We start from the raw sequence: 24,102 nt of genomic DNA on the forward strand, positions 1-24,102 counted from the left end.
TTCGATTGACCTGAGCCGTCGGACTGCTGCTAAGGGCGTATCCAAAGGGGCGCCATGCGAATTGTCATCATCGACGACAGCGGATTGAGAGCGACGGTCCTGGAAGAAGGGCTGCGTGAGGCGGGCTATGACGATATTCATATCGTCCCGCCCCGCGGCGCCTTCGTTGCCCGGCTGGAGCGGATGGCGCCCGATGTGGTGCTGATGGATCTTGGCAGCCCCAGTCGTGACACGCTGGAGGAGATGCTGACGGTCAGTCGTGCGCTTGCTCGGCCGATCGCGATGTTCGTCGATCAGTCCGATGATGCGATGATCGGCGCGGCGATCGATGCCGGCGTATCCGCCTATGTCGTCGATGGTCTGCGCAAGGAACGGGTGAAGCCGGTGCTGGAACTGGCGGTACGGCGCTTCAATGCCTTCGCCCGCATGCAGTCGGAACTGGACGAGGCGCGCACCGCGCTCGCCGAACGCAAGGTCATCGACCGGGCGAAATCGATCCTGATGAACCAGCGCAGCCTGTCCGAGCAGGATGCGTATGCGTTGCTGCGGTCGAGCGCGATGAACCAGGGCAAGAAGATCGTGGATGTGGCGCAGGCGCTGATTACCGCCAGCGACCTGCTGGGAGGGGGCATATGAGCGAATTGCTGCGGATAGCCTTTCTGCCGCTGACGGATGTGGCCGTGCTGGCGGTCGCGCGCGAACGGGGCTTTGCCGAGGAAGAGGGGATCGCGCTCGATCTGGTGCGCACCACCAGCTGGGCGACGCTGCGCGACCGGCTGGTCTATGGCCAGGTGCAGGGCGCGCAGATGCTGGCGCCGCTGGCCGTGGCGGTGACGCTTGGCCTCAGCCAGCAGCCCGCCGCACTGGCCGCGCCCTACAAGCTCAACGTCAACGGCAATATGCTGGTGATGGCGCCGGACTTCGCCAGGGCGCTGGAACCCGACATCGCCCGGCGGCTCGCCGACCCGCTGGGCACAGCCCATGATTTCGCCGCCGCGATCGGGCTGTGGCGGCGCAAGCCGGTGATCGGTGTCGTCCACCGCTTTTCCAGCCATGCGATCATGTTGCGCTATTGGCTGGCGAGCGCGGGCATCGATCCCGATCGGGATGTCGTGCTGCGCGTGCTGCCGCCCTCGCTGACGGTCGAGGCGATGCGGGCGGGCGAAATTGACGGCTTCATCGCCGGCGAACCCTGGGGCAGCGCGGCGATCGAAGCCGGGCTGGCTGAAACCGTCGCGATCGGCGAACGCATCTGGCAGCGCGGCGTGGAAAAGGTTCTGGCCTTTCGTCAGGACTGGCTGGAGGCGAACCCGGAAACGGTCGATCGCTTGCTGCGCGCGCTCGCCCGGTCGGCCGTCTGGTGCGACGATCCGGCGCATCATGAGGCGCTCGCCGATCTCCTGTCCGACCCCCGCTATGTCGATCAGCCGGCCGACCTGATCCTGCGCGCACTGTCGGGGCGGATCGTGGCGCGCCTCGGCGACGCGCCGATCGTCAATCCCGATTTCATGCTGTTCGCGCGCGAAGCGACCGCCTTCCCCTGGCGCAGCCAGGCGCTGTGGATCTATTCGCAGCTGGTGCGCTGGGGCATGGTTGCCCATGATGCGGAAACAGCGGCGCGGGCCGCCGCCGTCTTCCGGCCGGATATTTTCCGCCGGGCGCTGGCCGATAGCGGCCTGCCGATGCCGGGCGCTAGTATGAAACTGGAAGGGGCGCTCACGACCCCGATGCCGGTCGGTGCCCATCGCGGCGACCTGACGCTTGGCCCGGATCGCTTTTTCGACGGGCGAATCTTCGACCCCGAACGGATTGAGGATTTCCTGCGGGATTCTGCGCCCCTCCGTTGAAATGAAGGGCGAATTTGTGCCTTGCAACATAACGCATTCTACGGGATAAGATAAAGGATCGCGCGACGAGGCGCGTCCAGACGAATGCGCCGTCCCAAGGGTGGGATCGCCATTCCATCCATTTTTCGCAGCAAAGCCGCTGACCGGACCACGCCATGAGTGCGCGCGTCCGGCCTGCGGCTTTTTTCGTTTCCAATTCCATTGGTTGGGGGACGCATCATGGCTACTGCTTATTGGGACCGCGAAGGGGAGGCCGCATCGGGCCCCGCCACGACAAGCTTCTGGAAGGCCGGCCACGCGCCGACCCTGATTGCCGCCTTTCTCTATTTCGACCTGGCCTTCATGGTCTGGGTCTTGCTGGGGCCGCTGGCGCCGATGATCGCCAAGACGCTGGCGCTGACGCCCGCGGAAAAAGGGCTTATGGTGGCGACACCGACGCTCGCCGGCGCGCTGCTTCGCGTCGTCAACGGCCTGCTGGTCGATCGCATCGGCCCGAAGCGGTCGGGCGCGATCAGCCAGATCATCGTCATCGCCGGCCTGTTCCTGGCCTGGCTGATGGGCGTCAACAGCTTCGGTGGCACATTGGTGCTGGGCGTGATCCTGGGCTTTGCCGGCGCCAGCTTCGCGATCGCGCTGCCGCTCGCCAGCCGCTGGTATCCGCCCGAGCATCAGGGCAAGGCGATGGGCCTTGCCGGCATGGGCAATTCGGGCACGGTGCTGGCCTCGCTGTTCGCGCCGATGCTGGCCAAGGCATTTGGCTGGAATGCAGTGCTGGGTCTTGCCTGCATCCCGCTGTCGATCGTCTTCGTCGCCTATATGATCATGGCCAAGGATGCGCCCAACGCGCCGCCGGCCAAGCGGCTGGTCGATTATTTCGAGCCGCTCAAGACGGCGGATGCCTGGTGGCTGATGGCCTTCTATGCCGTCACCTTCGGCGGTTTCGTGGGGCTGGCGGCATCGCTGCCCATCTATTTCACCGACCAGTTCGGGCTGACCCCGATCATCGCGGGCTATTGCACCGCGGCCTGCGTCTTCGCCGGGTCGCTGGTGCGGCCGATGGGCGGCGCGCTGGCGGATCGGATCGGCGGCGTGAAGGCGCTGATGATCGTCTATGTCGTCGCGGCGCTGGCGCTGGCCGGCGTGTCGCAGGCGACGACATTGGCCAGCGCGTTGGCGCTGTTCGTCCTCGCCATGCTGGCGCTGGGCACCGGCAACGGCTCGGTCTTCCAACTGGTGCCGCAGCGTTTCCAGGCGGAAATCGGCGTGATGACCGGCCTGGTCGGCATGGCGGGCGGCATCGGCGGCTTCTACCTCGCCAGCTCGCTCGGCCTCGCCAAGCAACTGACCGGCAGCTTCGCGCCCGGCTTCCTGATCTTCGCCGGGCTTGCCGTGCTGGCCCTGCTGGGCGTGGCGTTGGTCAAGGCGAAGTGGCGCGCCAACTGGACCAGTGGCGCTCGCATCTGAGTTGGAGAGGAGGGCGGCGGCCTCCTTTGAGCACTGCCGCCCCGAGCCACGCTCTTTCCGTCCGAGGGGGGACGATCATCCATGAAATATCTTCTCGCAACGACGGCCGCGCTGGCTGTCGCCGGGCCTGCTTGTGCCCAGCAGATCGAGCTGAAACCCGTCGCCGAGGCGCGGCTGCGCTACGAACATGTCGATCAGGATGGCCTAGCGCAGCAGGCCGACGCGCTGACCGTCCGGGCCCGCGCCGGCCTGACGGCCACCAGCGGCGCACTGTCGGCGACATTGGTGGGGCAGGGGACATTGGCGATCATCGACCGTTATTTCGACGGTTTCGACAATGCCGCGACCAAGCCGCTGGTCGCCGATCCGCAGAATGTTGCCCTTTATATCGCCCAGTTGCAATATCGAACCAGGACGCTGACCCTGACCGGCGGGCGGCAGAAGATATTGCTGGATGACGAGCGCTTCGTCGGCAATGTCGCCTTTCGCGACAATGGCCAGACCTTCGATGCGGTGCGGGCCGAACTGACCCCGGCCAAGGGACTGAAACTGGACGTCTCCTATGCGTGGAGCGTGCGCACGGTCTGGGGCTTTCAGGGCAAGGGCGCGCGCCAGCAGGCGGTCAGCGGCGACAATATCCTCGCCAATCTTTCTTATGCCACGCCGCTGGGTACGCTCAGCGGCTTTGCCTATCTGGTCGATCAGGATGAGGCGGCGGTGCAGGCTTATCGCCTGTCGAGCCAGACCTATGGCGTGCGCCTGGCGGGCAACCAGCCGCTCTCCAAATTTGCGAAGCTCGCCTATCAGCTCAGCTATGCCCGTCAGTCGGACTATCACCGCAATCCCAATGACTATGCCGCCGATTACTGGCTGGCCGACGCCACGCTCGACCTGCATGGCTGGAAACTCAATGCCGGCTATGAGGTGCTGGGCGCGAGCCATGGCGCTGCGCTCACCAGCTTCCAGACGCCGCTCGGCACCAATTTCAAGTTCCAGGGCTGGGCCGACAAGTTCCTGACCACGCCCGCCAACGGCATGCGCGACCTCTATGTTGGCACCGGCTATGGCTGGAAGCAGATAGGGCCGCTGTCGGGCGTCGCCCTGGCCGCGACCTGGCACAGGTTTGAGAGCGACCGGCTCGACCAGCATTATGGCAATGAGTGGGACCTGATCGCATCTGCGAAGCTACGCAGGACGGCCCTGTCGGTGCGCTACGCCCATTATGATGCGCGGGCGATGGCGAGCGATACCGAGAAATTGTGGCTTCAGGCCGACTGGAGCATCTGATTGAAAAGCCATGAGAGGAATCGCTTGAGCGCTCGGGCGATTCCCCATATGCTGCACTGCAAGGGACAAGGATGTCCCGCTTCACATCGCTGCGACGGTTCAGGGTAGGATCGGCAAGGCACTAGATGATGGCAAAGCCGCCATCCAGACTCTCGGGTTTCAACCTCCGAGGGTCTGGATGGCGGCTTTTTTCTTTTCTGGAGTAACGGGGATGGACTTTCAGGACGGGATCGACCCGGTCACGCAGGATGAGGACAATGTCCTGCCGCCCGTGGGCCAAGCACGGGAACATCTGGTCGTCATCGGCAACGGCATGGCCGGCTGCCGCGCGGTCGAGGAATTGCTGGCCCGCGATGCAGGGCGCTATCGCGTCACCATCTTCGGCGCCGAACCCTATGTGAACTATAACCGCATCATGCTTTCGCCGGTGCTGGCCGGCGAAAAGACGTTCGAGCAGATCGTCATCAACGACGCCGCCTGGTATGCCGACAATGGCATCGAACTGATCGCCGGCGATCCGGTAAAGGCCATCGACCGGGCCGCAAAAACCGTTTCCAGCCAGTCGGGCCGCACCATCGGCTATGACAAGCTGCTGATCGCGACCGGCTCCGATCCGTTCATCATTCCGGTGCCCGGCAAGGATCTGCCCGGCGTCATCAGCTTCCGCGACATGAAGGATGTCGACACCATGCTCGCCGCCGCTGCCGATGGCGGCAGCGCGGTGGTCATCGGCGGCGGCCTGCTGGGCCTCGAAGCCGCCCATGGCCTGGCCCTGCGCGGCATGAAGGTGACCGTCATCCACCTGATGGACACGCTGATGGAGCGGCAATTGGACGAGGCGGCGGGCTGGCTGCTCAAGACCGCGCTGGAAGGCCGCGGCCAGACCATCCTGACCGGCGCCAATACCGAAGCCATTTATGGCGACGGCAAGGTCGAGGGCGTGCGGCTGAAGGACGGCCGCGAAATCCCGGCCAGCCTGGTGGTGATGGCGGTCGGCATTCGCCCCGCGACCGCACTGGCGCGCGACGCCGGCCTGGCCGTCAATCGCGGCATCCAGGTCGACGACCATATGGTCACCAGCGATCCCGATGTGCTGGCGGTCGGCGAATGCGTCGAGCATGACGGCAATGTCTATGGCCTGGTCGCGCCGCTGTGGGACATGTGCCGCAGCCTGGCCGACGGCCTGACCGATCAGCATTCGGGCTACAAGGGCTCGGTCACCTCGACCAAGCTCAAGGTCGCGGGGCTGGACGTCTTTTCCGCCGGGGATTTTTCCGGCGGCGAGGGGTGCGAGGATATCGTCCTGCGCGACGCCTCGCGCGGGGTCTACAAGCGGGTCATCGTCAAGGACGACAAGTTGATCGGCGCGGTGCTCTATGGCGATACCGTCGATGGCGGCTGGTATTTCGACTTGCTGAAGCGCGAGGAAAATGTCGCCGACATGCGCGACATGCTGATCTTCGGCCAGGCCTTCGCCTCGGGAGGGGGCGCGCTGGACCCTAAGGCGGCCGTTGCGGCGCTCTCGGACGATGCCGAGATTTGCGGCTGCAACGGCGTAGCCAAGGGCCAGGTCGTATCCTGCATCGCCAAGGGCGCGCACAGCCTGGATGCGGTCCGCGCGACCTGCAAGGCGTCGGCCAGCTGCGGTAGCTGCACCGGCCTGGTCGAAACCCTGCTCGCGCTGACGCTGGGCGACGATGTCCAGTCGGGGCCGAAGACGATGTGCAAATGCACCAGCTTCACCCATGATGATGTCCGTCGCGAAATCGTGGCACAGGACATGCGCTCGATTCCGGAAGTCATGCAGAAATTGAACTGGTCGACGCCGGAGGGCTGCTCCTCCTGCCGCCCCGCGCTCAACTATTATCTGCTCTGCGCGCTGCCGGGCGACTATCAGGACGACCAGCGCAGCCGTTTCGTCAACGAACGGATGCACGCCAATATCCAGAAGGACGGCACCTATTCGGTCGTGCCGCGCATGTGGGGCGGGCTGACCAACCCCAGGGAACTGCGCGCGATCGCCGATGTGGTCGAAAAATATAACGCCCCGATGGTCAAGGTGACCGGCGGCCAGCGGCTGGATATTTTCGGCATCAGGAAGGAAGACCTGCCCGCCGTCTGGGCCGATCTCAATGCTGCCGGCATGGTGTCGGGCCATGCCTATGGCAAGTCGCTGCGCACGGTGAAGACCTGCGTGGGGTCGGAATGGTGCCGGTTCGGCACGCAGGATTCGACCGGGCTGGGCGTCAAGTTGGAGCATATGACCTGGGGATCGTGGATGCCCCACAAGTTCAAGATCGCGGCGTCCGGCTGCCCCCGCAACTGCGCGGAGGCGACGATCAAGGATTTCGGCGTGGTCTGCGTCGACAGCGGCTATGAACTGCATGTCGGCGGCAATGGCGGCATCCATGTCCGCGCCACCGACCTGCTGTGCAAGGTCGCGACCGAGCAGGAGGCGATGGATTATTGCGCCGCCTTCATCCAGCTCTACCGCGAGGAAGCCCGCTATCTGGAGCGCACCGCTCCCTGGATCGAGCGCGTCGGCGTCGATTATGTGAAGAGCCGCATCGTCGCCGATGATGTCGGCCGCGAAGCACTGCGCGCCCGCTTCCTCTTCTCCCAGCAGTTCATGCAGGACGATCCCTGGGCGCGTCGCGCCGCCGGCGAGGACGCCGAACTGCACCAGCATCTGGCCGAAGTCCGCCCCATGGAGACGCTCGCATGATCCCGAACACCCAAGTCGGCACCTGGCTGGACATTGGCCCCGTCGATCAGATCTCGCCCGGCAATGCCCGCACCCTGCCGGTGCGCGGCGGCGAGGAAATCGCCATCTTCCACACGCAGGACAACCAGTTCTACGCGCTGGTCAACAAATGCCCGCACAAGCAGGGACCGCTGAGCCAGGGCATCGTCCATGGATCGGTCGTCGCCTGTCCGCTGCACAATTGGAACATCTCGCTCAAGACCGGCAAGGCACTGGGCAGCGATGAAGGCTGCGTCCCCACCATTCCGCTCAAGGTGGAGGCAGGGCGCATCTTCCTGCTGCGCGAAGCAGTCATTCCCGTGCCCAGCGCGGCAAAGGCGGCCTGATGGCACAGGCGATCCGCACCACCTGCGCCTATTGCGGCGTCGGCTGCGGCATTGCCGCCACGCCGACCGGGCCGCGCTCGGTGATCATCAAGGGGGACGCGGGGCATCCGGCCAATGGCGGGCGCCTCTGTTCCAAGGGCACCCATCTGGGCGAGACGGTGGCGCTGACCGGCCGCCTGCTCCACCCGATGATCGGCAAGCGCCGCGCCAGTTGGGACAAGGCGCTGGATCTGGTCGCGAAGAAATTTCGCGAGACGATCGAGCGCCATGGCCCGGACAGCGTGGCCTTCTATGTCTCGGGCCAGTTGCTGACCGAGGATTATTATGTCGCCAACAAGCTGATGAAGGGTTTCATCGGCTCGGCGAACATCGACACCAACAGCCGCCTGTGCATGTCGAGCGCGGTCGCCGGCCATAATCGCGCCTTTGGCGAAGATATCGTGCCGGCCAGCTATGATGATCTGGAGCAGGCCGACCTCATCCTCCTCGTCGGCTCCAACACCGCCTGGTGCCATCCGATCGTCTATCAGCGTATCCAGGCTGCCCGCGCAGCGCGCGGCACGAAGCTGGTCGTGATCGACCCGCGCCGCACAGAAACCTGCGAGGGCGCGGACCTTCATCTGCCGATCCGGCCCGGCAGCGACGTCGCGCTGATGACCGGGTTGCTCGCCTGGTGCGACGCACAGGGCGTGACTGATCCGACCTATCTGGCCGATCATGTGAACGCGCCCGACGGATTCTGGGATCATGTCCGCACCGGCCATGACCTGTGGACGACGGCCCAGGCCTGCGACCTCGACCCGGCGCTGCTGAAGGCCTTTTTCGAGTTGTTCGCGGCGACCCCGCGCACCATCACCCTGTTCAGCCAGGGCATCAACCAGTCGATCCGCGGCACCGATCAGGTCAATGCGATCATCAATGTCCACCTCGCCACGGGGCGCATCGGCAAGCCGGGCGCGGTGCCCTTTTCCATCACCGGCCAGCCCAATGCCATGGGCGGGCGCGAGGTCGGCGGGCTGGCGTCCACGCTTGCCGCGCATATGGACTTTGCGCCGGAAAATGTCGCCCGCGTCGGCCGCTTCTGGGCCGCGCCGCAGATGGCGAGCAAGCCGGGGCTGAAGGCTGTCGACCTGTTCCGCGCCATCGATGAAGGCCGGATCAAGGCCCTCTGGATCATGGCGACCAATCCCGCCGTCTCGCTGCCCGATGCCGGCCGGGTGCGTGATGCGCTGGAGGCGATCCCCTTCCTCGTCGTGTCGGACATCATCGCCGACACCGACAGCAGCGCCCATGCCCATGTCCGCCTGCCGGCCGCCGGCTGGGGCGAAAAGGATGGCACGGTCACCAATTCGGACCGCACCATCAGCCGCCAGCGCCCGTTCATGGCATTGCCCGGCGAGGCCCGGCCCGACTGGTGGATCATCACCCAGGTCGCCCGCCGCATGGGCTGGAAAAACGCCTTTGCCTATGATCGGCCGGCTGACATCTGGCGCGAACATGCGCGTCTGACCGCCTATCAGAATGAGGGGCAGCGGCTGCTCAACCTGCGTGCGCAGGCGGCGATCGGCAACGATGCCTATGACGCGATGGACAGTTTCCGCTGGGGTGGGGTGCCCTTTGCCGATGGGCATTTCCCCACTCCGGACGGTAAAGCGCGGTTGGTGCTGATGAGGCAGATGGATTTGCAGGGGCCGCTGCGCGACTGGCCGCTGACGCTCAACACCGGTCGCTATCGCGATCAATGGCATACGATGACCCGCACGGGTCTGGCGCCCAAGCTGGCGCGTCATCGCGAGGAGCCGCTGGTCGAAATCCACCCGCAGGATGCCGATGCGCTGGGCCTGGCCGATCGCGATCTGGCGCGGGTGTCGACCGCGCAGGGCAACAGCATCTTCCGCGTCAGCATCAGCGACGGGCAGCGGCCGGGCGAAATCTTCACCCCGATCCACTGGACCGATCAGATATCGAGCGGCGGACGTACCGGCCTGCTGCCGCGTCCGCTGGTCGATCCGCATTCGGGCCAGCCCGGTTTCAAGTCGACCCCGGCGGCGATCGAGAAGGTCTCGACCCAATGGCAGGGATTCCTGATCCTGCGCGGGCAGGAGCCAGTGAAGCTGCCCTGCCTCTGGGCCACGCGGGTCGCGGTGCTGGGCGGCGCACTCTATGAACTGGCCGGCAATGGCGATGCCGCCCGGCTGGAAGCCTGCCTGCCCAGGGGCGAGCGGGTCGAGGCGATCGATCATGTGCGCGGCAGCCGACGGGTCGCGATCATCCAGGACGGCCGGCTGGCTGGCGTGCTGTTCGTCACCCGCACCGGCCTGTTGCCCTCGCGCGACTGGCTGATCGGCCAGTTGGCGGCCGACGATGTAGGCGCAACCGTTCTGGCCGCCCGCGGGCCGGGTAGCCAGCCGGACAAGGGCGCCACCATCTGTGTCTGTTTCGATATCGGCCTCAACCAGATCGTCGCGGCGATCCGCGATCAGAAGCTGGTCGACGTGCCTGCGATCGGCAAGGCGCTGGGCGCGGGCACCAATTGCGGTTCCTGCCGCCCCGCCATCGCCAATATCCTGGCCCAGACCTCTCAGGAGACATTGCATGCAGCCGAATGACCTCATCGCGCCGGGCGACGTCTGGCTGGTCGGTGCCGGGCCGGGCGATCCCGACCTGCTGACGCGCAAGGCCGAAAGGCTGATCTGCGCGGCGGACATCATCTTCTGCGACGCGCTGGTCGGGCCGGGCATATTGGACCTCATTCCCGATCATGCCGAACGGGTCAGCGTCGGCAAGCGGTCGGGACGCCATTCGAAGGATCAGCAGACGATCGACGAGATGCTGGTGGAGGCGGCGCTGGCGGGCAAGCGCGTGGTTCGGCTGAAGGGCGGCGATCCGGCGATGTTCGCCCGTTCGACCGAGGAAATGACGGCGCTGCGCGCGGTCGGCGTTCGCGTTCGGATCTGCCCCGGCATCACCGCGGCCAGCGCCGTCGCGGCGTCGGCGGGCATTTCCCTGTCGCTGCGCGGCATTGCGCGCCGGGTCCAGTTCGTGACGGCGCATAGCCGCCGGGGCCAGGCGCTGGATCTGGATTGGGATGCCCTGGCCGATCCGGCCTGCACCCTGGCCGTCTATATGGGACGTGAGGCCGCTCCGGAACTCAGCCGCGCGCTGATCGCCGCTGGCTTGCCGGGCGCGACCCCGGCGCTCATCACCTGCGATGCTTCGCTGCCGCAGGAACAGCAGTTGCGCACGCGCCTCGATCTCCTGCCGCTGGTGACACAGGCTTTTGCCGATGATCGCCCGACCCTGATCCTGATCGGCGAGGCGGTGGCTCAGGCCGACATGGCCATGGCTGGCGGAACGGACGATTTCCGCCGATCAATGGCGTCGCGCTGAAGCCGTAACAGCGACGCCGTATATCCAACTGATAATATTTGGAAATGGTCGGGGAGACAGAAGCCGAACTGACCATTAGCGAAGCCCTATTTACTTGGATTTTTAACAAGAAGAGGGGGCGGAACGCCCCCAGAAACGCCCCCAAAATTCAGGTGTGAACCATGGGGCGCGAGTTGATCCAATTGGCGATTTCACCATGCAGCCAGCCCACCGAATTGGGGCCGAGCTTGCGTTGCCGGGGGAAAGAGCCGTCACCCATCAAGCGATAGATGGTCGAACGGCTAAGGCCCGTCAGGCTGGTCACTTCGGGGGTCCGAAGGACGGTGTTGGCGTGATCGCGCGCGAAAGCGGCTTTGTGCGGCTCAAACATCAGGAGGCCGCCTTCACCAGACCGGCGGGGAATTCGATCCGGGCATCAGCCATCACCCGCTTGCCGAGGAACGACATGGCGCGATAGAGGGCTGCGAAGTGCGCGGTTTCAAGGTCATCGCCGCGCTTTTCGTCGGGGATTTCCGCCAGCAGCGTGACAGTCTGCATTGCCTCGAAAAGCGTATCGAGTTCCAGCTTTGCCGCTTCCGTGATCGAATAGCGCGGATCAAGCGCGGTGTGATCGATCGGCGTGCCGGTCATTCCAGCGGTGGAAACAATGCTCATCAGTCTGCGCCCCCAGCGTAGGCCCGACGAACAAAGGGAATTTTGGTGGTCGGGCTATACCGGGTTGATAGACCGGATCGTTTAGCGGCACCGGCAGGCTCAACGCCTCCGCAGTACGCCCGACCATAAAAAAGCCCACCGGAAATAAACCGATGGCGCGAAAGATCGCTAAACAATAAGCGGCTATCAACCCGCGCCGACACCGTTTTCGCGCCGACAAGAAAAGCACTAATGGGATTCGCACTAACAGGCAAGTGCTTGCGCTTCGGTCCCCCCGAAATATTCCGCAAAATCAACGGTCCGTCCTTTCGTTTTGGTCGATTTGGAGGCGCCGACACAAATTGATCGCCCCCGCGCTGTTCAGGCCCAGCGCATCCATCACCACGAACCAGCGCGGCACCTGCGATCCCCCCGTGGGTCGCAGGGCTTTCACCGCCCGGCGTAGCAATTCCTCTTGGGTCATTGTGGAGAGGTCCGACCGACGCGGCGCGCGGTTCGCAGGGGCGACAGCAGGCACCGCCGCGACAGCCTCAATCTTCAAATGACAGTTGGCCGGATCGCGCATCAACGCCTTGGCATCGCCAAGGGTAAAGCGCGCGGCCCGCGAAATCCGGCGGGTGTAGCCGTCGCCGCTGTTGTCTAGATAGCCGCCATGGTGCGGATGCCAAAGCACCACCTGGACGGTTTCTGACATGGCGACGGCGCCGGTCATGCGGCGATAGCCTCCGGCTCGCCAAGGCCCTGCACGTCCGCGATACGTGCGCAGGCGACTTCAAAATGGGCGGCATCCATTTCAATGCCGATGAATTTGCGGCCGCTCCGCACGGCCGCAATGCCCGTGGTGCCGCTGCCCATGAACGGATCGAGGATGACGTCGCCGCAGATCGCAAGCAGGTCTTGCAGCAACGCCGTGGGCTTGCCTGCGATGTGATGCTTTTTCTCGCTGTTGACCGAAACGCGAAACACGCCGGGTGCGCAAACGCCATCTTTGCCCATCTGGCCGCTGCTGGCCCAGACCAGATATTCGCACTGATTGCGATAAGCGCCTTTGCGCGGGCGGGTGCCTTCGGTTTTGTCCCAGACCGCGATGCCGCGCCAGACCCAGCCTCCGGCCTGTACGGCGTCCGTCGTCGTCGGCAATTGGCGCCAGTCCGTGAAGCACCCAAGGAGGCCGCCGGGACGCACCGCTTCACGACATGCGCCGAGCCACAAGGCCGACCAGTGAGCGAACGAGCGCTGATCGCGGTTGTCCCCGGAAAATTCAGGATAGAGTCCGCGCGCTTGCGGCGACTGATACTTCTGGCTGGTAGCCGATACCCGGTCGCCACGGAAAGCACCGCCGCTGCTATATGGAGGATCGGTCATCACGTCCGTAGCGCCCCGAATGAAGGGGAGCGCGCGGAGGCTGTCACCGCATATCAGGATGGCGTCGCCCACGATTTCCACCCGCAAGCCAAGGGCGCGGATAGCGTCCAGATCGACGGTGGCGATAATCTGGGCGGCAGCTTCAGGCATTTAATGCTCCATGGCGGGTGTGGCACTCATCGACGGCTATCAGCCGTCCATGCACTCCCGCCATTTTCGAGCGCTGATCGCAATTTGCGCGCGGTGTGCGCTGCGCTGCCACAATGCGAATTCCGGCGATGCGGATCGAAGCCGCAAGGCCTTCGCTGCCGATCCGCGCGCCCTGTTCTGCGTCGATGATGCCCGCAGTGACCAAATTAAATTCTGCGACTGCGCTCGCCAGCGCGCGCTTGAATTGATCCGGGGCAAGGCCAAGCTGCCAAGCCACTGTTTCGGGTCCGCTATCGAGTGCGGCACGCACCACCTGAATAGCCAGAGTCCGGCGGTCGGCAGCGGGATTGGGCATTGACGGCAGATCGCCGGGCGCAACGGTTTTCATGGCGGATTTCCTTCGGCTTAGAGCGACAGCGCGGTAAAAAGGTCGATTTGCGCCGGGTCCACGGCGAAGGTGTGATCGCGCAACCGCGCCTCGCGGACGGCCGCCATCACCTCATCACGCGGCGGCAGTTTCAAAGGCAGATCGACCATTTCCGGGCATGGGATGGCAGATGGCGACGTGCCATATTCGTAGGAAAGCGAAGCCTTCCACGAATGCGCGCAGAACGGATTTGGACACGAATAGAAGATTTGCCGAAGGGTTATCACAACCTCTTGGCTCGAACGACGAAGGCCCGGCATCTTGCAATGCGGACAACGTAAATCGGAGTTGCGACGGGCCAATCTAGGCATGGGAAATGCTATATTTTCGCTCATGATTGAGTGTCGCCCTCCTTTACGTCAGTTAAATAAAATATGGTTAACGTCGCAAATGCGTGCCGCCAAATGCGTGACAAATGAGCAACGATTCTAACGGTTTGGATTGTGCCGGTAGGGCAATGACGGGCCGTAAAAGTGCCATTCTCCGGCACTTCAGACTGTGCTCTGACCGAACAACCGATTAAGCAATGGACACGACAAGCGCGAATCGGCATTGGCGAGAGCCACGCCGGGGGAAATTCGTGCGCGTCGTTCCTGTGCATCGCACGGGAATATGCGCAATTTAACCTTTACTCAAGGCGGTTAAGTAAAATATGAGCGAAAAGGACTCGGACAACGTCCACTATGGCGCGTTCAAGGCCGGAAGCCCGGTGCGCGACGGCCAAAAGGTTTCATTCACGCCGATCCGCCTTGCACGCATCAAGCTGCGGATGAACGAGTTGGGGATGGGACAGACGGCATTAGCGGCGGGGGCAGGCATAACGCCCGGCGCTGTAAGTCTGATTTTGAGTGGCAAGACGAATACCACGCGCCATTTCGGCGCTATCGCGCAAGCGCTGCAAGTCAATGTTGCTTGGCTGCATGGCGATACCGAACAGCAGATCAATATGACTGCGCTTGATGGTTCGCCGATTACCGAAGATGCTCTGCCTGAACTATTGAAGATGGATGATTTCGTTCGTCAGCGTGCATCGCGCGTGCCGACTTCCGACGAAGAGTGCCTGAAGGTTGAGGTCGAAGCCGATATGGTGGCGCTTCGGGAAATCGATTTGACCCAGCAAACCCGGATGATCCACCAAGGCATCCCGGTCAAATTACATAATCGTTTTTTCAGTCGCGACTTGCTAAATAGCTACAGCCGGGCCGACGCTCGCTATTTGATGGTGGCACAGGACTTAGGCGACGCCATGTCGCCCACCATTACCGATACCGACATGCTCTTAATCGACACGTCGCGGCAGACGCTGGACGTTTCGGACAAAGTGTGGGCCTATACTTATGCAGGAACGTGCATGGTCACGCGCCTACGCCCGACGCCCGGCGGCGTCCGCCTTATCACGGACAACCCCAGCTTGCCGGATGACATGGCGCAAGCCGAGGACATACAGATCATGGGATTGGTCGTGGGCCTCATGCGCAAGTTATAGGCGTATACCTGTATACTATCCTACGCTGATACATGGCAACATGTTGAAATTTTAGACTCGCTCGAATCGTTCGGACTGTTTTAGCGCGCGCCAACTGGCGCCCCAACTTGGGGTGTCGATCCAGTTGGGGTGCGCCAATTCAATGACTAAAATTAAAATTGCGGCTCTTGCGGTTTTCGCGGCGTGCGTCAGCCTTGCAGCTATGATGGCACCGCAAGGCGAAACCCGAATGAAAGAGGAAGCCGCACCGCGAAAGCCTGTCACTCAGGAAAAACCGCCGGTGACATTGATGACGGCGCTAGCCGCTATGAAAAAATGTGACGTTGCCGTAGAGGCGTTAGAGAAGGCGTTGATGGCGCTTCCCGTAACTGAGGCCGACAAAGCCGCTAAGGCCATCTCATCCGCCTGCCATTCCGTGTCACCTGACTATTACGCGGCCGCGCCAGCATCCCAAACAGACGCGCAGGAACAAGAAATTGACCAGTGCGGAGACGCATATTTCGCTCCTGAGCGCATAGCTGAACATTGGTTGAAGCGCGGAACTTCAGGAAAAGAGGAAGTTCTGGCAATGCTTAATGAAAACAGGATGTCGCGCCGTCAGTGCGGGCGTCACTTGGAATAGCCGCGTTCGGCGAAGTTTAACCCGCCACTTCCATTTCCAATTCCGTGCGAAATCCACGGCTGTCAAAGACATGCTTAACTGTGGCAATTTTCCAACTGTGCTTGTCTATTTCTGCTTTGAAGCCTGATGCGGTCGCGCCCATGCCCGCCGTTATCGTCGCATCGCCAAGGGCCATGTTGATTTCCATGGTCGCGGCCGCCCGCTTCAGCCGATTACTTTCGGCGCGCGCGGCCGCCTTGGCGTCACTCTGGCTGGAATAGATACGTTTCAGGCGCCGCCGGTTCGATCCACCTTCCTGTTGTGTGTGGCGTTTGCCGGTCCCTTGATCGTGCCATTGCGCTTCAGCGCCGTCTTGCCCATTTTCGCGCGACGACTTGGAATAGCGGTAATGGTCGCCCGTCGATTTAGACAGCTTCACAGAGCCTATCGGCTTTCCGGTTGCCGTCGTGGTCGCATTGATCGGAGAGAATATCAGGCTCTTGTTCTTGACCGTCGCAACAGCGTCGTAGCGTCGGCCGAGGTCGCGCAGAAACTGCATATCACTCTTGTTTGACTGTTCGGCCGAGGTGACCACCATCGCCGCCAGATCGGCATGGCAGCGAGCGGTCAGCCCGTTATCGTCGGCGACCTGTTTGACGATGGCACCGAGCGTTTTGCCATGCCACGTCCGCGATTTGCGGTTGCGGAAGCCGCTGGCCATGTCGGCAGAGCGAGCACGGATGGTTACCCGATCCGGGGGGCCATCATATGTGACATCATCAACCTTGAAGCTGCCCTTGCCGACGAGGCCCTTTTGGACGCCGGTGCCTTTTTCCCAACCGATGGAAACATTCAACAGGGCGCCGAGCGCTGGCAAGGTCAGCTTGCCGTCATGGTCATTGAGGGTCAATTCCAGTTCGTCAGTGCTTTCGTTGCGTCGTTCAGTCAGCGTGAGGCTGAACAGGCGCGGCGCGATCTTGTCGGCAAGGTCTTTCCCGTCCAGCATCACCGACCATGCTGCCACCGGCTCGACATAGGCTTGCCCGCTCATTCTTCTGGCACCCTGCTTAGTTCAATGGTGAAATCGACGGCTCGCGCTTGTCCCGTGTCCACCAAGTTGGTGTGCCGTTCATCGATAATTTCGATGGTGAACTGGCCCAGCACATCACCGGAACCCTTCACAAACGGGTAAGCATCCCCGGTGCCTGCCATTTCGGCGAGCGTTTCGATGCTGCTGTAATAGCTGCCGCAAATCTCAGGGATTAGCCTACCGGAGAGGCGGATGCGATCATCGCCGGGTCCAGTATATTGGCTTGCTGCCATAGCGCCGAAACGATCCGTGCGCGCGTGACGCCAACTGCGCTGCCGCTCCAACTGATCGAATAGCGCGCTGCTGGTATCGAATACGAATTGGCCAAGGGCGGCAAGCATGGGCGTTCCCGTCAGAAATCGTCGGCGTGTTGCGAAAGGCTGGTTTTGCGCTGTTCACGCTTCAGCGCTTCCATCATGCGGCGGATCAGCGCGTCGGCATCTTCGCCGGGCTGCTGGTGGAGGTGAATTTCAATCTTCGCCGGTGGCTGGCTGGCACGGATCGGCCTGGACGCAGCCGTGGGCGCAATCGCCAGCGTTCTTGCCGCTGCCAGACGGTCGAGCGTGCCAGCGGGCGGGGCAAATGCCTTCCCGCCATTCTCGCGGCCTTCCCGTTGCGCCATGGGCGTAAGGGCGAAAGACTTGCGCGGGGGGAGAGGTGCATTCGGTGGCGTCACGACAGGCGAAGGCCTGCCCCGAAATGCCACCGCAGGCGCGCGCATTGCTATTGTGGCGGGGCGGCTCTGAAGAATGACCGCAGGGGCGCGCATCGTAACAGGGAGAGGCCTGCTCTGAAGCATCACCGCAGGCGCGCGCATTGCTATTGTGGCGGGGCGGCTCTGAAGCATCACCGCAGGCGCCCGCATCGTTACAGGAACGGGTCGGCCCTGAAGCATCACCGCAGGCGTGCGCATCGGCACCGGCGCCGGGCGGCTCTGAAGCACCACCGCAGGCGCGCGCATGGTCATCGTGGCCGGTCGGCTCTGAAGAAGGATCGCAGGCGCCCGCATCGAGACAGGGGCCGGCCTGCTCTGAAGCATCACCGCAGGCGTGCGCATTGTCACCGGCGCCGAGCGGCCTTGCAGAATGAAGGCAGGCGCCCGCACCGCTATCGTGTTCGGACGGCTCTGAAGGATGACCGCAGGCGCACGCATCGCAATCGTTGCTGGGCGGCTCTGAAGGAGCACGACGGGCGCTGGCATAGCGATCGGCACCGGCCTGCCCTGAAGCGCGACGGACGGGGCAGGCATCGCGATTGGCGCGGGCCTGCTTTGGAGCACCACAGCGGGCGCCGGCATAGTGACCGGCCGGGGGCTTTGCTGTGCGGCTGTTAGCGCACCTGCCGGAACCGAATTGGCGAAACGCTGCGCTGCGACAGAAAGCGGTTTGGCGTCGGCAAGAGCGGGGGCTGGAAGCGTGATCGCTCCTGCACCGGCTACCGCAGCCGCCATGCGCGTCATAGCCTGCATCGGCCGTCCGCTGGTCCGCGTGACGCCCAAGGCCAAGCCGTCATTGATATGACCGCCCATGGCCATGAAGACACGGGAAGGCGACTTGATGCCGAGCGCCGCCGCAAATTTCGCACCGACTGCGCCAGCAAGATTGAGAAATGCCTTGATGACGCTGCCCGTCATGGATGCGACGCCCCGGATCAGGCCGCCGACAATATCGACACCGTAGCCGAAGAAGCGGCCTGCCAATCCGCCAAGATACGAGCCGATGGCCACGAAAGGCTGAAGGAAGGGGCCGACAATGGACCCGACATAGCCGACCATTCTGCCCGTCGCCGCAATGATGGTTCCCCAATTGCGGTAAACAACCGATGCGGCATAGACGATGGCGGCAATCCACGGCGCGAATATCACGACGGCGCCGAGCATGATGTTGCGGATTTGGGTCCAGTTATCACGGAAATAGCCGCTGATCCGTCCCCAATGAGAATAGATCAGATAACCAGCGGCGCCGAGCGCAAGCACTATGCCGGTGATGGCCAGCACCATCGGATTGGCCAGCATCATCAGGCCTGCACGCATGACGCCCTGCGCCATGAACAGCGCGGCGCCGCGCACAATGCCGAATGCGGCCGCCAGACGGGGAAACGCGGCCGCGATGCTCCCAACCTGACGGAACTTGCTCCACGCACCCCATAGCTGCCCTACAGGCCCCAGCAGGCCACCGAATGCCAGTTTGGTCCCGGCTATGGCCAGACGCATCCCGATCAGCGCAGCGATACCCGTCGCAATCCAGCGAAACGCGGTCGGGTTGGTGTTGGCGGCGTCGGTCAGCGCGCGCAAGGCGCCGGTAGCCAATCGGATCGCCCCGGTCATGTTTTCCAGCAGCCCACCTTGGGAGCCAGCGGCAATCATAAAATCCTGCCACGCGGCGCGCATCTGGCCGCCCTCGCCAAAGAAGCCATCCTTGGTCTGGTTATAGGCCTTATCGAGGCTTTGCGTGCGGGCGTAGGCGTCACGCGACCGAAGGATGGTCGGCAATTGCTTGTCGATGAGGTTGAATAACTGCCCGCCTGTACGGCCGAACAGCATCATGTTCTCCCGCTGCACGTCCTTCACGCCATTCTGCTGGTAGGCAGGTAGGACGAACTTACGATAGAATTCGATTGGGTCGCTGGCCATGGAGTTAGCTGCATCGGCGCGCAGCGGGTTTTCGCCGCGCTTGAATTCCTTGATGCCGCCCACCTGATTGAAAATGATCTTGTCCCGATCCCAAAGACCAAGCCGGATCATTTCGCGCGCCGCCGCCTGATTCTTGACCATGCCATTGACGCGCGAATAGGCCGTCTGAAGCCCGACACCCGCAGCATCATGCAATTCCGCGATCAGCGGCTCGAAATCCGCAAACATCGACCGCGTGGACAGCTTCATGCCAGCGGTCCCCGCACGCGCAAGGAAACCCTGATAAGCGGCCGCGTCAACCGTTCCGCCGGATGACTGGATCGCCCGAAAAAGGCCATCCGTCAGGGATGCAGCCCGGCGCGGATCGGTGGTGCCGCCTGCCTGTTCGATGAAGCGCAGAAAGTAACGCTCCTGTTCTTCGTCCAGTGGCTTGCCAGTGGCGCGCAGGGTGGCCGCCATCTTGGCCATGAGCGGTGCCATGACCTTCGCGCCGCGCAGCTGCTCTTCCATGCTGTGTTCGCCGCTTTCGCGGAATGCGCCTTGCGCCTCCAGCAGATAGCGGAGGTTTTCCTTAGCCGAAGATCCGGCAATGTTCATCGCCTTGGAATAGGCGGTCAGATGGTCGACCGTGCGGTCGTTCAGGCCAAGGATATGCAGGCGATTGCGCATCGCCTCGAATTCGCCCGCAGACTTTGCCATTTCATAGGCCGGATACGCCATGGCGGCGCCCCACATCAGGCCCTGTTGGCCTTCCTGCTTATAGCGATTGGCCTGCGCCTGCACGCGGGCGGTGCGGCCGTCTATTGCCATCAGCTTCTGACGCTGGGCGATCTTAGCGCGAAGTTGATCTTCCTGCGCCAGCAATTTCTTTTGAGCGTCCCAAAGATGGTTGACGCTGCCGGAGGTGTTGCGGATACGGGCGTCGTATTCTTTGACTTCACGGGAAACCTTATTCAGTTCCCTACCCAAATCCTTCATTTCATTTTTGGAGGATCGCCCAAGGCCAATCATGCCCCTGAGCGATCCCGACAGGCCATCAAGCGCCGTAAACTGGACAACAAGATTTAGTTTATTCGACACTATTCTTGTCCCTGCATTGCATTCCAGCGCTTGATGGCACGTTCGCGCCAGGCCAACAGTTCATCGAGCGGCATCGCTTCCAGTTCGGTTTTCGGCCACCGGAAGATTGCCGCGATGTCGGCCATGAAATCCTCGACGGTTAGCCCCCCATCATCTGGGCAATCTTCGCCTTCGCTTCCCTGTTCATAAAAAAACCATAGATCGCGCCTGTGATTTCGCCGAAATCTTCCAGATTGAGCGTTTCCGCCTCGTCCTGCGAAATCACGGGTGATGCGATCCGGGGCAGAAGGGCGATGACGGTATTCACGTCGCCATTGACGACTTCCGGCACCTTCAGCCCGCGCAGTTCGCCCGCGTTGGGCTTGCGCAGCGTCAGCGTATCGACGTTGGTTCCGCCTTCACGAATGATCGGTTCCACAAGTTTGATGACGACAGCTTTGTCGGTGCCGGGCAGGACGGGGGCTTTGTTCGCGGGGAGTTCCATGCGGGAAATTCCTGTTTCTATATGTGCGGGCTAAAGGGTTTCCGCCCCGGCGCGCCCGCAAATTCACGCCGGGGCGAAAGGCTTAGTCGGCGACGGCCGCGCGAATTTCAGCGTAGCGATCGACACCGAACACGATGAAGGTGTTGGTCATATAGTCGATGGTCAGCCAGTTCTGGCCGTCCACGTCCAACTGGTAATAGGCGCAGGCCAGCTTGGACTTGTGCGACGTATCGTCGCCTACCTTGGCATTGCCGAAGTCCAGTTCCGAATAGCGGCCCAGCACCGTGATTTCGACGGTGCGCGTCCGCCCCGTGCTGTCATCCTGATAGGCGCCGGAGAAGCGGGCCGTCACCGCGTCATAGGTGCTGGCGCCGAAGCGGCGCACGGCGCGGTCGATCAGGCCGCCCATCGTGAATTCGAGGTCCATTTTGTCCAAGCCCTGATCGACCTGCATCGGACCCATCATGCCGCCGCCGCGCCAGTCTTCCATTTTGATGACCAGCTTGGGAACGGTGACTTCGGCGACTGTGCCGGAGTGGCCCACACCGTCAAGGTGCAGGTTCATACGCTTCAGTTTCGAGGGAAAGCCCATGTTCGGGTGCTCCTAAATGAATGAGAGAGAGGCGCGGGCGATCAGGCGGCGGCGGTGCCGCTCGAAATGCTGCTCGACAGATCGGCATAATAGGTGTCGGTGATGACCTGATTTTCCGTCAGGCCTTCCAGCGGCGCACAAGGCGTGAAGTCATAGTCGAGGGCGAGTTGACCGCCGCCGAGATCGGTGCCGCTGTTCTTGGCCGGGTCATACCAGCACTTGCCGCCGATAATCTGGCTGTTGGCCACCATCTTGCGCAGGACGCCGTTGACGGTGCTGATCATGTCCTTGATCAGACCCGCCGTAATCGGCTTGTCCATCGCCCAGAAAAGCCCGTCCTGAAACGTATCCTGAAGAACCTGCGACGTGCGCACCGCGCTTTCAAAAGCGAACAGCGGCTCCGATGACATGGTGCGGTTGCCCCAGAAACGATAGCCGTTGAAGCACACCAGCGTCGTGATGTTGGCCTCATTCAGCACGGCCGCGTCCGTGCTTTCATCGTCCATGGACCAACTGACATCCTTGCCGATGCCGGTAACGCCGGTCACGACGACATTGGAAATCGTTTTTTGCCAGCCCTGCGTCTGGTCGATCCATGCCCGCATCCCCAGCGCGCGGCCGATGGTGTCAGCATTGCCCGCGCTGGTTGCAGGCCAGAAGAGCATCAGTTCGCGGTCGCCGAATTCATTGGCATAGGCCACGGCTTCATCGCGATCATCGCCTTCCGCCATCGCATAGACGAAACCGCGCAGGCGCTTCGCGATGGAAACGAGGCCGTTGGTGACGGCTTCGGTATCGAGGCCCGGCGCGCCAAGGATGCGGGGGCGCACGCCCGTCTTGGCTTCTGCCGTCAACAGCGCCTGCATACCTGTATACGCCGACCCGGCGGTGGTGCCGAGCACCTTGCCGTTCTGATCGACTGCATCGACCGCCACGCGGACCACCACCACGCGGGCGCTGGTAATGTCCGCGATGGCCGACAGCGCCGTTTTCAGCGTGCCGGTGGTGCCTGCCTTGCCGATGGCGGCGCGCACGTCGGTAATCAGGCGCGGCTGATCGAGCGGGAACTCGTTGGCATCCGCGTCACCGCCGGTGGCAACGATGCCGATAACGGCCGTGGACACCGCAGCGATACTGCGCGCGGCCGAGGTGAGAAGGTTCGTCTTGATACCGTGCATGGGCGGCTCCTGTCAGCGTGTGAGGGGGATAGTCTGGTTGGTAAGAGCGTTGGCGGCCGCGCCTTTGCGCTGGCTGATGACGGTTGCGATTGCCTGCCCGGCGGCCAGATCGCCGCTGATTTGAACCTTGCGCACTGTCACGCGCGGTTCCCAACGGGCGATGGCCATTGCGGCCGCCGAAGCCAGCAGCAGCGCCGTGGCGGCATGCAGCGGGCGGTCGAGCAATTCAGGGACAAGGGAGCCATAATCGCGGCGCATGGGGCGGGTGCCGAGCGGCGTTGTCAGGATGTCCCGAATGGACTGCCGCAAATGCTGATCGCCGGTCATCAGCGCGCCGGTTTCGCGGTCCATGCCGATCATGCCGGGGCGCCCGACTGAGCGCCGCCAGCCTGTACGCCGGTATGCTTATGGCCCTTGAGGCTCTTGCCGCCGCCGACCACATCGGAATCGGCCGTCACGGTGCCGGTGCAACGCACCTCGCCATTGATTGTAAGATCGCCGGTGATGGTGGCACCGCCCGGCGCGGTTATAGCGAGCGATGCACCGGCAGGCAGCACGATTTCCATGGCGTGCGCAACCGGATCGTAGGACATGATAGCCCCATCCTCGAATTCGATCAGTTCTTTGAGGGTGGCGCCCGCAGGCGGAAACGCATCGCTGGACAGGCCGCGCAGGGCAACGGCGGCGCCGATTTCGCCCGCTGGGCAGAAAACGACCATCTGCTCGCCCTTGCTTGGTGGCGACCATGTGCGCGTCTTGCCAGCGCGCAATTCAATCCAGCGGATGGGGGCCGTGTGGCTATCGTCGTCCAGATCGACAACGCAGCGCGCGGCGGCCAGATCGACCGACGCAATGGTGCCGAAGCGGATAAGCTGATCGGCGTCAGTCGGGGCGTCTTCGGGTGTTCGCATGGTTGAACCATGCGCATGGGCGCGGCCACTTTCACATGAGGGTGTGTTGTGGCCGCGCGAGATACAACGGGGATTAAGCGGCGGCTTCCGTCGTGGTATCGACCACCGGCACCGGGCCGGACAGTTCGGGTTCCTCGACCGGCGGAACGACAATCACGCCTGCCGCGATCTTCGCAGCAACGCCGTTTGCGACTTCGGCCACGCGCAGGGCCGTCGCCGCTTTGTCATAGGTGCCGTTTGCCTTCAGTACCGCATTGACGGTGCGCTTATGTACGATTTCGCCACTGGTGAAGGTGACAGGAACAGTCTTGGCGTCGGCGTTGAAGGTGCCGATTTTCGTGGTCAGTTCGGTCATTCGTTTTTCCTTTCGAGGT

Annotated in this window: 26 protein-coding genes and 1 pseudogene; 10 read left to right on the forward strand and 17 right to left on the reverse strand. The window is 62.9% G+C overall.

What is annotated here, in order from left to right; genetic code table 11:
* Nucleotides 1-54: 54 nt before the first annotated feature.
* The 8 genes from BRX37_RS16490 (at nt 55) to cobA (ending at nt 11,078) form a co-directional block, all read left to right on the forward strand.
* Nucleotides 55-636: an ANTAR domain-containing response regulator gene (locus BRX37_RS16490; RefSeq protein ID WP_125988295.1), complete on the forward strand. Its 582-nt coding sequence runs from the start codon at nt 55-57 to the stop codon at nt 634-636.
* Complete coding sequence (locus tag BRX37_RS16495; protein WP_125988297.1) at nt 633-1,847, forward strand: CmpA/NrtA family ABC transporter substrate-binding protein; 1,215 nt, start codon at nt 633-635, stop codon at nt 1,845-1,847. The genes BRX37_RS16490 and BRX37_RS16495 overlap by 4 nt, the downstream gene beginning before the upstream one ends.
* A gap of 219 nt (nt 1,848-2,066) precedes the next feature.
* Nucleotides 2,067-3,311 (forward strand): nitrate/nitrite transporter, encoded by a 1,245-nt coding sequence (locus tag BRX37_RS16500; protein WP_048936513.1) that lies wholly within the window; start codon nt 2,067-2,069, stop codon nt 3,309-3,311.
* Nucleotides 3,312-3,392: 81 nt separating this feature from the next.
* A complete protein-coding gene (locus BRX37_RS16505; RefSeq protein WP_125988299.1) occupies nt 3,393-4,598 on the forward strand; it encodes a hypothetical protein in 1,206 nt (401 codons plus the stop codon).
* 211 nt (nt 4,599-4,809) lie between these two features.
* Nucleotides 4,810-7,323, forward strand: a complete 2,514-nt coding sequence (gene nirB / locus BRX37_RS16510) for a nitrite reductase large subunit NirB (RefSeq protein WP_125988301.1) — start codon at nt 4,810-4,812, stop codon at nt 7,321-7,323.
* Complete coding sequence (gene nirD, locus BRX37_RS16515) at nt 7,320-7,688, forward strand: nitrite reductase small subunit NirD (protein WP_004212514.1); 369 nt, start codon at nt 7,320-7,322, stop codon at nt 7,686-7,688. Before nirB ends, nirD begins: the two co-directional genes overlap by 4 nt.
* Nucleotides 7,688-10,297 carry a nitrate reductase gene (locus BRX37_RS16520; protein WP_125988304.1) on the forward strand — a complete coding sequence of 870 codons (2,610 nt, stop codon included), beginning with the start codon at nt 7,688-7,690 and terminating at the stop codon, nt 10,295-10,297. Before nirD ends, BRX37_RS16520 begins: the two co-directional genes overlap by 1 nt.
* On the forward strand, nt 10,284-11,078 hold the full coding sequence (gene cobA, locus BRX37_RS16525; protein ID WP_125988306.1) for a uroporphyrinogen-III C-methyltransferase: 795 nt from the start codon (nt 10,284-10,286) through the stop codon (nt 11,076-11,078). The genes BRX37_RS16520 and cobA overlap by 14 nt, the downstream gene beginning before the upstream one ends.
* Nucleotides 11,079-11,226: 148 nt before the next feature.
* Here the strand turns inward: cobA and BRX37_RS16530 are convergent, their stop codons facing one another.
* The 7 genes and pseudogenes from BRX37_RS16530 to BRX37_RS27635 all read right to left on the reverse strand — a co-directional run.
* Entirely contained in the window at nt 11,227-11,448 is a 222-nt protein-coding gene (locus BRX37_RS16530; RefSeq protein WP_125988308.1) for a helix-turn-helix transcriptional regulator, read from the reverse strand.
* A complete protein-coding gene (locus BRX37_RS16535; protein WP_125988310.1) occupies nt 11,448-11,732 on the reverse strand; it encodes a hypothetical protein in 285 nt (94 codons plus the stop codon). The genes BRX37_RS16530 and BRX37_RS16535 overlap by 1 nt, the downstream gene beginning before the upstream one ends.
* A gap of 292 nt (nt 11,733-12,024) precedes the next feature.
* Nucleotides 12,025-12,444: a hypothetical protein gene (locus BRX37_RS16540; RefSeq protein WP_125988312.1), complete on the reverse strand. Its 420-nt coding sequence runs from the start codon at nt 12,442-12,444 to the stop codon at nt 12,025-12,027.
* A complete protein-coding gene (locus tag BRX37_RS16545) occupies nt 12,441-13,247 on the reverse strand; it encodes a DNA-methyltransferase (RefSeq protein WP_125988314.1) in 807 nt (268 codons plus the stop codon). The genes BRX37_RS16540 and BRX37_RS16545 overlap by 4 nt, the downstream gene beginning before the upstream one ends.
* Nucleotides 13,240-13,635, reverse strand: coding sequence for a hypothetical protein (locus tag BRX37_RS16550; protein ID WP_125988316.1), 396 nt, complete (start codon nt 13,633-13,635; stop codon nt 13,240-13,242). The genes BRX37_RS16545 and BRX37_RS16550 overlap by 8 nt, the downstream gene beginning before the upstream one ends.
* A 17-nt stretch (nt 13,636-13,652) precedes the next feature.
* Nucleotides 13,653-13,784: a hypothetical protein gene (locus tag BRX37_RS27345; protein WP_318276727.1), complete on the reverse strand. Its 132-nt coding sequence runs from the start codon at nt 13,782-13,784 to the stop codon at nt 13,653-13,655.
* Between the two features lie 48 nt (nt 13,785-13,832).
* A pseudogene (locus tag BRX37_RS27635) lies at nt 13,833-14,009 on the reverse strand (ogr/Delta-like zinc finger family protein); the annotation flags it as partial.
* Nucleotides 14,010-14,326: 317 nt separating this feature from the next.
* Here BRX37_RS27635 and BRX37_RS16560 point away from each other — a divergent pair.
* Together BRX37_RS16560 and BRX37_RS16565 are read left to right on the forward strand one after the other, a co-directional pair.
* Nucleotides 14,327-15,160 carry an XRE family transcriptional regulator gene (locus tag BRX37_RS16560; protein ID WP_125988320.1) on the forward strand — a complete coding sequence of 278 codons (834 nt, stop codon included), beginning with the start codon at nt 14,327-14,329 and terminating at the stop codon, nt 15,158-15,160.
* 142 nt (nt 15,161-15,302) lie between these two features.
* Nucleotides 15,303-15,782 (forward strand): hypothetical protein, encoded by a 480-nt coding sequence (locus BRX37_RS16565; RefSeq protein WP_125988322.1) that lies wholly within the window; start codon nt 15,303-15,305, stop codon nt 15,780-15,782.
* 16 nt (nt 15,783-15,798) lie between these two features.
* Here the strand turns inward: BRX37_RS16565 and BRX37_RS16570 are convergent, their stop codons facing one another.
* The 10 genes from BRX37_RS16570 to BRX37_RS16615 form a co-directional block, all read right to left on the reverse strand.
* Nucleotides 15,799-16,812 (reverse strand): contractile injection system protein, VgrG/Pvc8 family, encoded by a 1,014-nt coding sequence (locus BRX37_RS16570; RefSeq protein ID WP_125988324.1) that lies wholly within the window; start codon nt 16,810-16,812, stop codon nt 15,799-15,801.
* Nucleotides 16,809-17,192, reverse strand: coding sequence for a phage tail protein (locus BRX37_RS16575; RefSeq protein ID WP_125988326.1), 384 nt, complete (start codon nt 17,190-17,192; stop codon nt 16,809-16,811). Before BRX37_RS16575 ends, BRX37_RS16570 begins: the two co-directional genes overlap by 4 nt.
* 11 nt (nt 17,193-17,203) lie before the next feature.
* Nucleotides 17,204-20,563, reverse strand: coding sequence for a hypothetical protein (locus BRX37_RS16580; RefSeq protein ID WP_125988328.1), 3,360 nt, complete (start codon nt 20,561-20,563; stop codon nt 17,204-17,206).
* A complete protein-coding gene (locus BRX37_RS16585) occupies nt 20,563-20,688 on the reverse strand; it encodes a GpE family phage tail protein (RefSeq protein WP_125988330.1) in 126 nt (41 codons plus the stop codon). The genes BRX37_RS16580 and BRX37_RS16585 overlap by 1 nt, the downstream gene beginning before the upstream one ends.
* A gap of 14 nt (nt 20,689-20,702) precedes the next feature.
* Nucleotides 20,703-21,047: a phage tail assembly protein gene (locus tag BRX37_RS16590; protein ID WP_125988332.1), complete on the reverse strand. Its 345-nt coding sequence runs from the start codon at nt 21,045-21,047 to the stop codon at nt 20,703-20,705.
* A gap of 82 nt (nt 21,048-21,129) precedes the next feature.
* The gene (locus BRX37_RS16595) at nt 21,130-21,639 is read right to left on the reverse strand and encodes a phage major tail tube protein (RefSeq protein ID WP_125988334.1); all 510 of its coding nucleotides are present in this window, start codon (nt 21,637-21,639) and stop codon (nt 21,130-21,132) included.
* Nucleotides 21,640-21,680: 41 nt separating this feature from the next.
* Entirely contained in the window at nt 21,681-22,817 is a 1,137-nt protein-coding gene (locus tag BRX37_RS16600) for a phage tail sheath subtilisin-like domain-containing protein (protein ID WP_125988336.1), read from the reverse strand.
* Nucleotides 22,818-22,829: 12 nt separating this feature from the next.
* Nucleotides 22,830-23,177, reverse strand: coding sequence for a GPW/gp25 family protein (locus tag BRX37_RS16605; RefSeq protein WP_125988338.1), 348 nt, complete (start codon nt 23,175-23,177; stop codon nt 22,830-22,832).
* Complete coding sequence (locus tag BRX37_RS16610; RefSeq protein ID WP_125988340.1) at nt 23,174-23,728, reverse strand: phage baseplate assembly protein V; 555 nt, start codon at nt 23,726-23,728, stop codon at nt 23,174-23,176. Before BRX37_RS16610 ends, BRX37_RS16605 begins: the two co-directional genes overlap by 4 nt.
* A gap of 73 nt (nt 23,729-23,801) precedes the next feature.
* Complete coding sequence (locus BRX37_RS16615) at nt 23,802-24,083, reverse strand: hypothetical protein (RefSeq protein WP_125988342.1); 282 nt, start codon at nt 24,081-24,083, stop codon at nt 23,802-23,804.
* Nucleotides 24,084-24,102: the final 19 nt, after the last annotated feature.

This window comes from Sphingomonas sp. S-NIH.Pt3_0716, from assembly GCF_003950715.1.
Lineage (GTDB): Bacteria > Pseudomonadota > Alphaproteobacteria > Sphingomonadales > Sphingomonadaceae > Sphingobium > Sphingobium yanoikuyae_A.

What these genes read in the sequence shown, in the direction of transcription:
- BRX37_RS16550 (WP_125988316.1), bottom strand. Translation starts at nt 13,635, where the DNA reads ATGAAAACCGTTGCGCCCGGCGATCTGCCGTCAATGCCCAATCCCGCT.
- BRX37_RS16575 (WP_125988326.1), bottom strand. Translation starts at nt 17,192, where the DNA reads ATGCTTGCCGCCCTTGGCCAATTCGTATTCGATACCAGCAGCGCGCTA.
- BRX37_RS16505 (WP_125988299.1), top strand. Translation starts at nt 3,393, where the DNA reads ATGAAATATCTTCTCGCAACGACGGCCGCGCTGGCTGTCGCCGGGCCT.
- BRX37_RS16595 (WP_125988334.1), bottom strand. Translation starts at nt 21,639, where the DNA reads ATGGGCTTTCCCTCGAAACTGAAGCGTATGAACCTGCACCTTGACGGT.
- BRX37_RS16565 (WP_125988322.1), top strand. Translation starts at nt 15,303, where the DNA reads ATGACTAAAATTAAAATTGCGGCTCTTGCGGTTTTCGCGGCGTGCGTC.
- BRX37_RS16610 (WP_125988340.1), bottom strand. Translation starts at nt 23,728, where the DNA reads ATGCGAACACCCGAAGACGCCCCGACTGACGCCGATCAGCTTATCCGC.
- BRX37_RS16605 (WP_125988338.1), bottom strand. Translation starts at nt 23,177, where the DNA reads ATGATCGGCATGGACCGCGAAACCGGCGCGCTGATGACCGGCGATCAG.
- BRX37_RS16560 (WP_125988320.1), top strand. Translation starts at nt 14,327, where the DNA reads ATGAGCGAAAAGGACTCGGACAACGTCCACTATGGCGCGTTCAAGGCC.
- BRX37_RS16490 (WP_125988295.1), top strand. Translation starts at nt 55, where the DNA reads ATGCGAATTGTCATCATCGACGACAGCGGATTGAGAGCGACGGTCCTG.
- nirD (WP_004212514.1), top strand. Translation starts at nt 7,320, where the DNA reads ATGATCCCGAACACCCAAGTCGGCACCTGGCTGGACATTGGCCCCGTC.
- BRX37_RS16600 (WP_125988336.1), bottom strand. Translation starts at nt 22,817, where the DNA reads ATGCACGGTATCAAGACGAACCTTCTCACCTCGGCCGCGCGCAGTATC.
- BRX37_RS27345 (WP_318276727.1), bottom strand. Translation starts at nt 13,784, where the DNA reads ATGGTCGATCTGCCTTTGAAACTGCCGCCGCGTGATGAGGTGATGGCG.
- BRX37_RS16545 (WP_125988314.1), bottom strand. Translation starts at nt 13,247, where the DNA reads ATGCCTGAAGCTGCCGCCCAGATTATCGCCACCGTCGATCTGGACGCT.
- BRX37_RS16535 (WP_125988310.1), bottom strand. Translation starts at nt 11,732, where the DNA reads ATGAGCATTGTTTCCACCGCTGGAATGACCGGCACGCCGATCGATCAC.
- BRX37_RS16570 (WP_125988324.1), bottom strand. Translation starts at nt 16,812, where the DNA reads ATGAGCGGGCAAGCCTATGTCGAGCCGGTGGCAGCATGGTCGGTGATG.
- BRX37_RS16520 (WP_125988304.1), top strand. Translation starts at nt 7,688, where the DNA reads ATGGCACAGGCGATCCGCACCACCTGCGCCTATTGCGGCGTCGGCTGC.
- BRX37_RS16615 (WP_125988342.1), bottom strand. Translation starts at nt 24,083, where the DNA reads ATGACCGAACTGACCACGAAAATCGGCACCTTCAACGCCGACGCCAAG.
- BRX37_RS16530 (WP_125988308.1), bottom strand. Translation starts at nt 11,448, where the DNA reads ATGTTTGAGCCGCACAAAGCCGCTTTCGCGCGCGATCACGCCAACACC.
- BRX37_RS16495 (WP_125988297.1), top strand. Translation starts at nt 633, where the DNA reads ATGAGCGAATTGCTGCGGATAGCCTTTCTGCCGCTGACGGATGTGGCC.
- nirB (WP_125988301.1), top strand. Translation starts at nt 4,810, where the DNA reads ATGGACTTTCAGGACGGGATCGACCCGGTCACGCAGGATGAGGACAAT.
- BRX37_RS16585 (WP_125988330.1), bottom strand. Translation starts at nt 20,688, where the DNA reads ATGGCCGACATCGCGGCAATCTTCCGGTGGCCGAAAACCGAACTGGAA.
- BRX37_RS16590 (WP_125988332.1), bottom strand. Translation starts at nt 21,047, where the DNA reads ATGGAACTCCCCGCGAACAAAGCCCCCGTCCTGCCCGGCACCGACAAA.
- BRX37_RS16540 (WP_125988312.1), bottom strand. Translation starts at nt 12,444, where the DNA reads ATGACCGGCGCCGTCGCCATGTCAGAAACCGTCCAGGTGGTGCTTTGG.
- BRX37_RS16500 (WP_048936513.1), top strand. Translation starts at nt 2,067, where the DNA reads ATGGCTACTGCTTATTGGGACCGCGAAGGGGAGGCCGCATCGGGCCCC.
- cobA (WP_125988306.1), top strand. Translation starts at nt 10,284, where the DNA reads ATGCAGCCGAATGACCTCATCGCGCCGGGCGACGTCTGGCTGGTCGGT.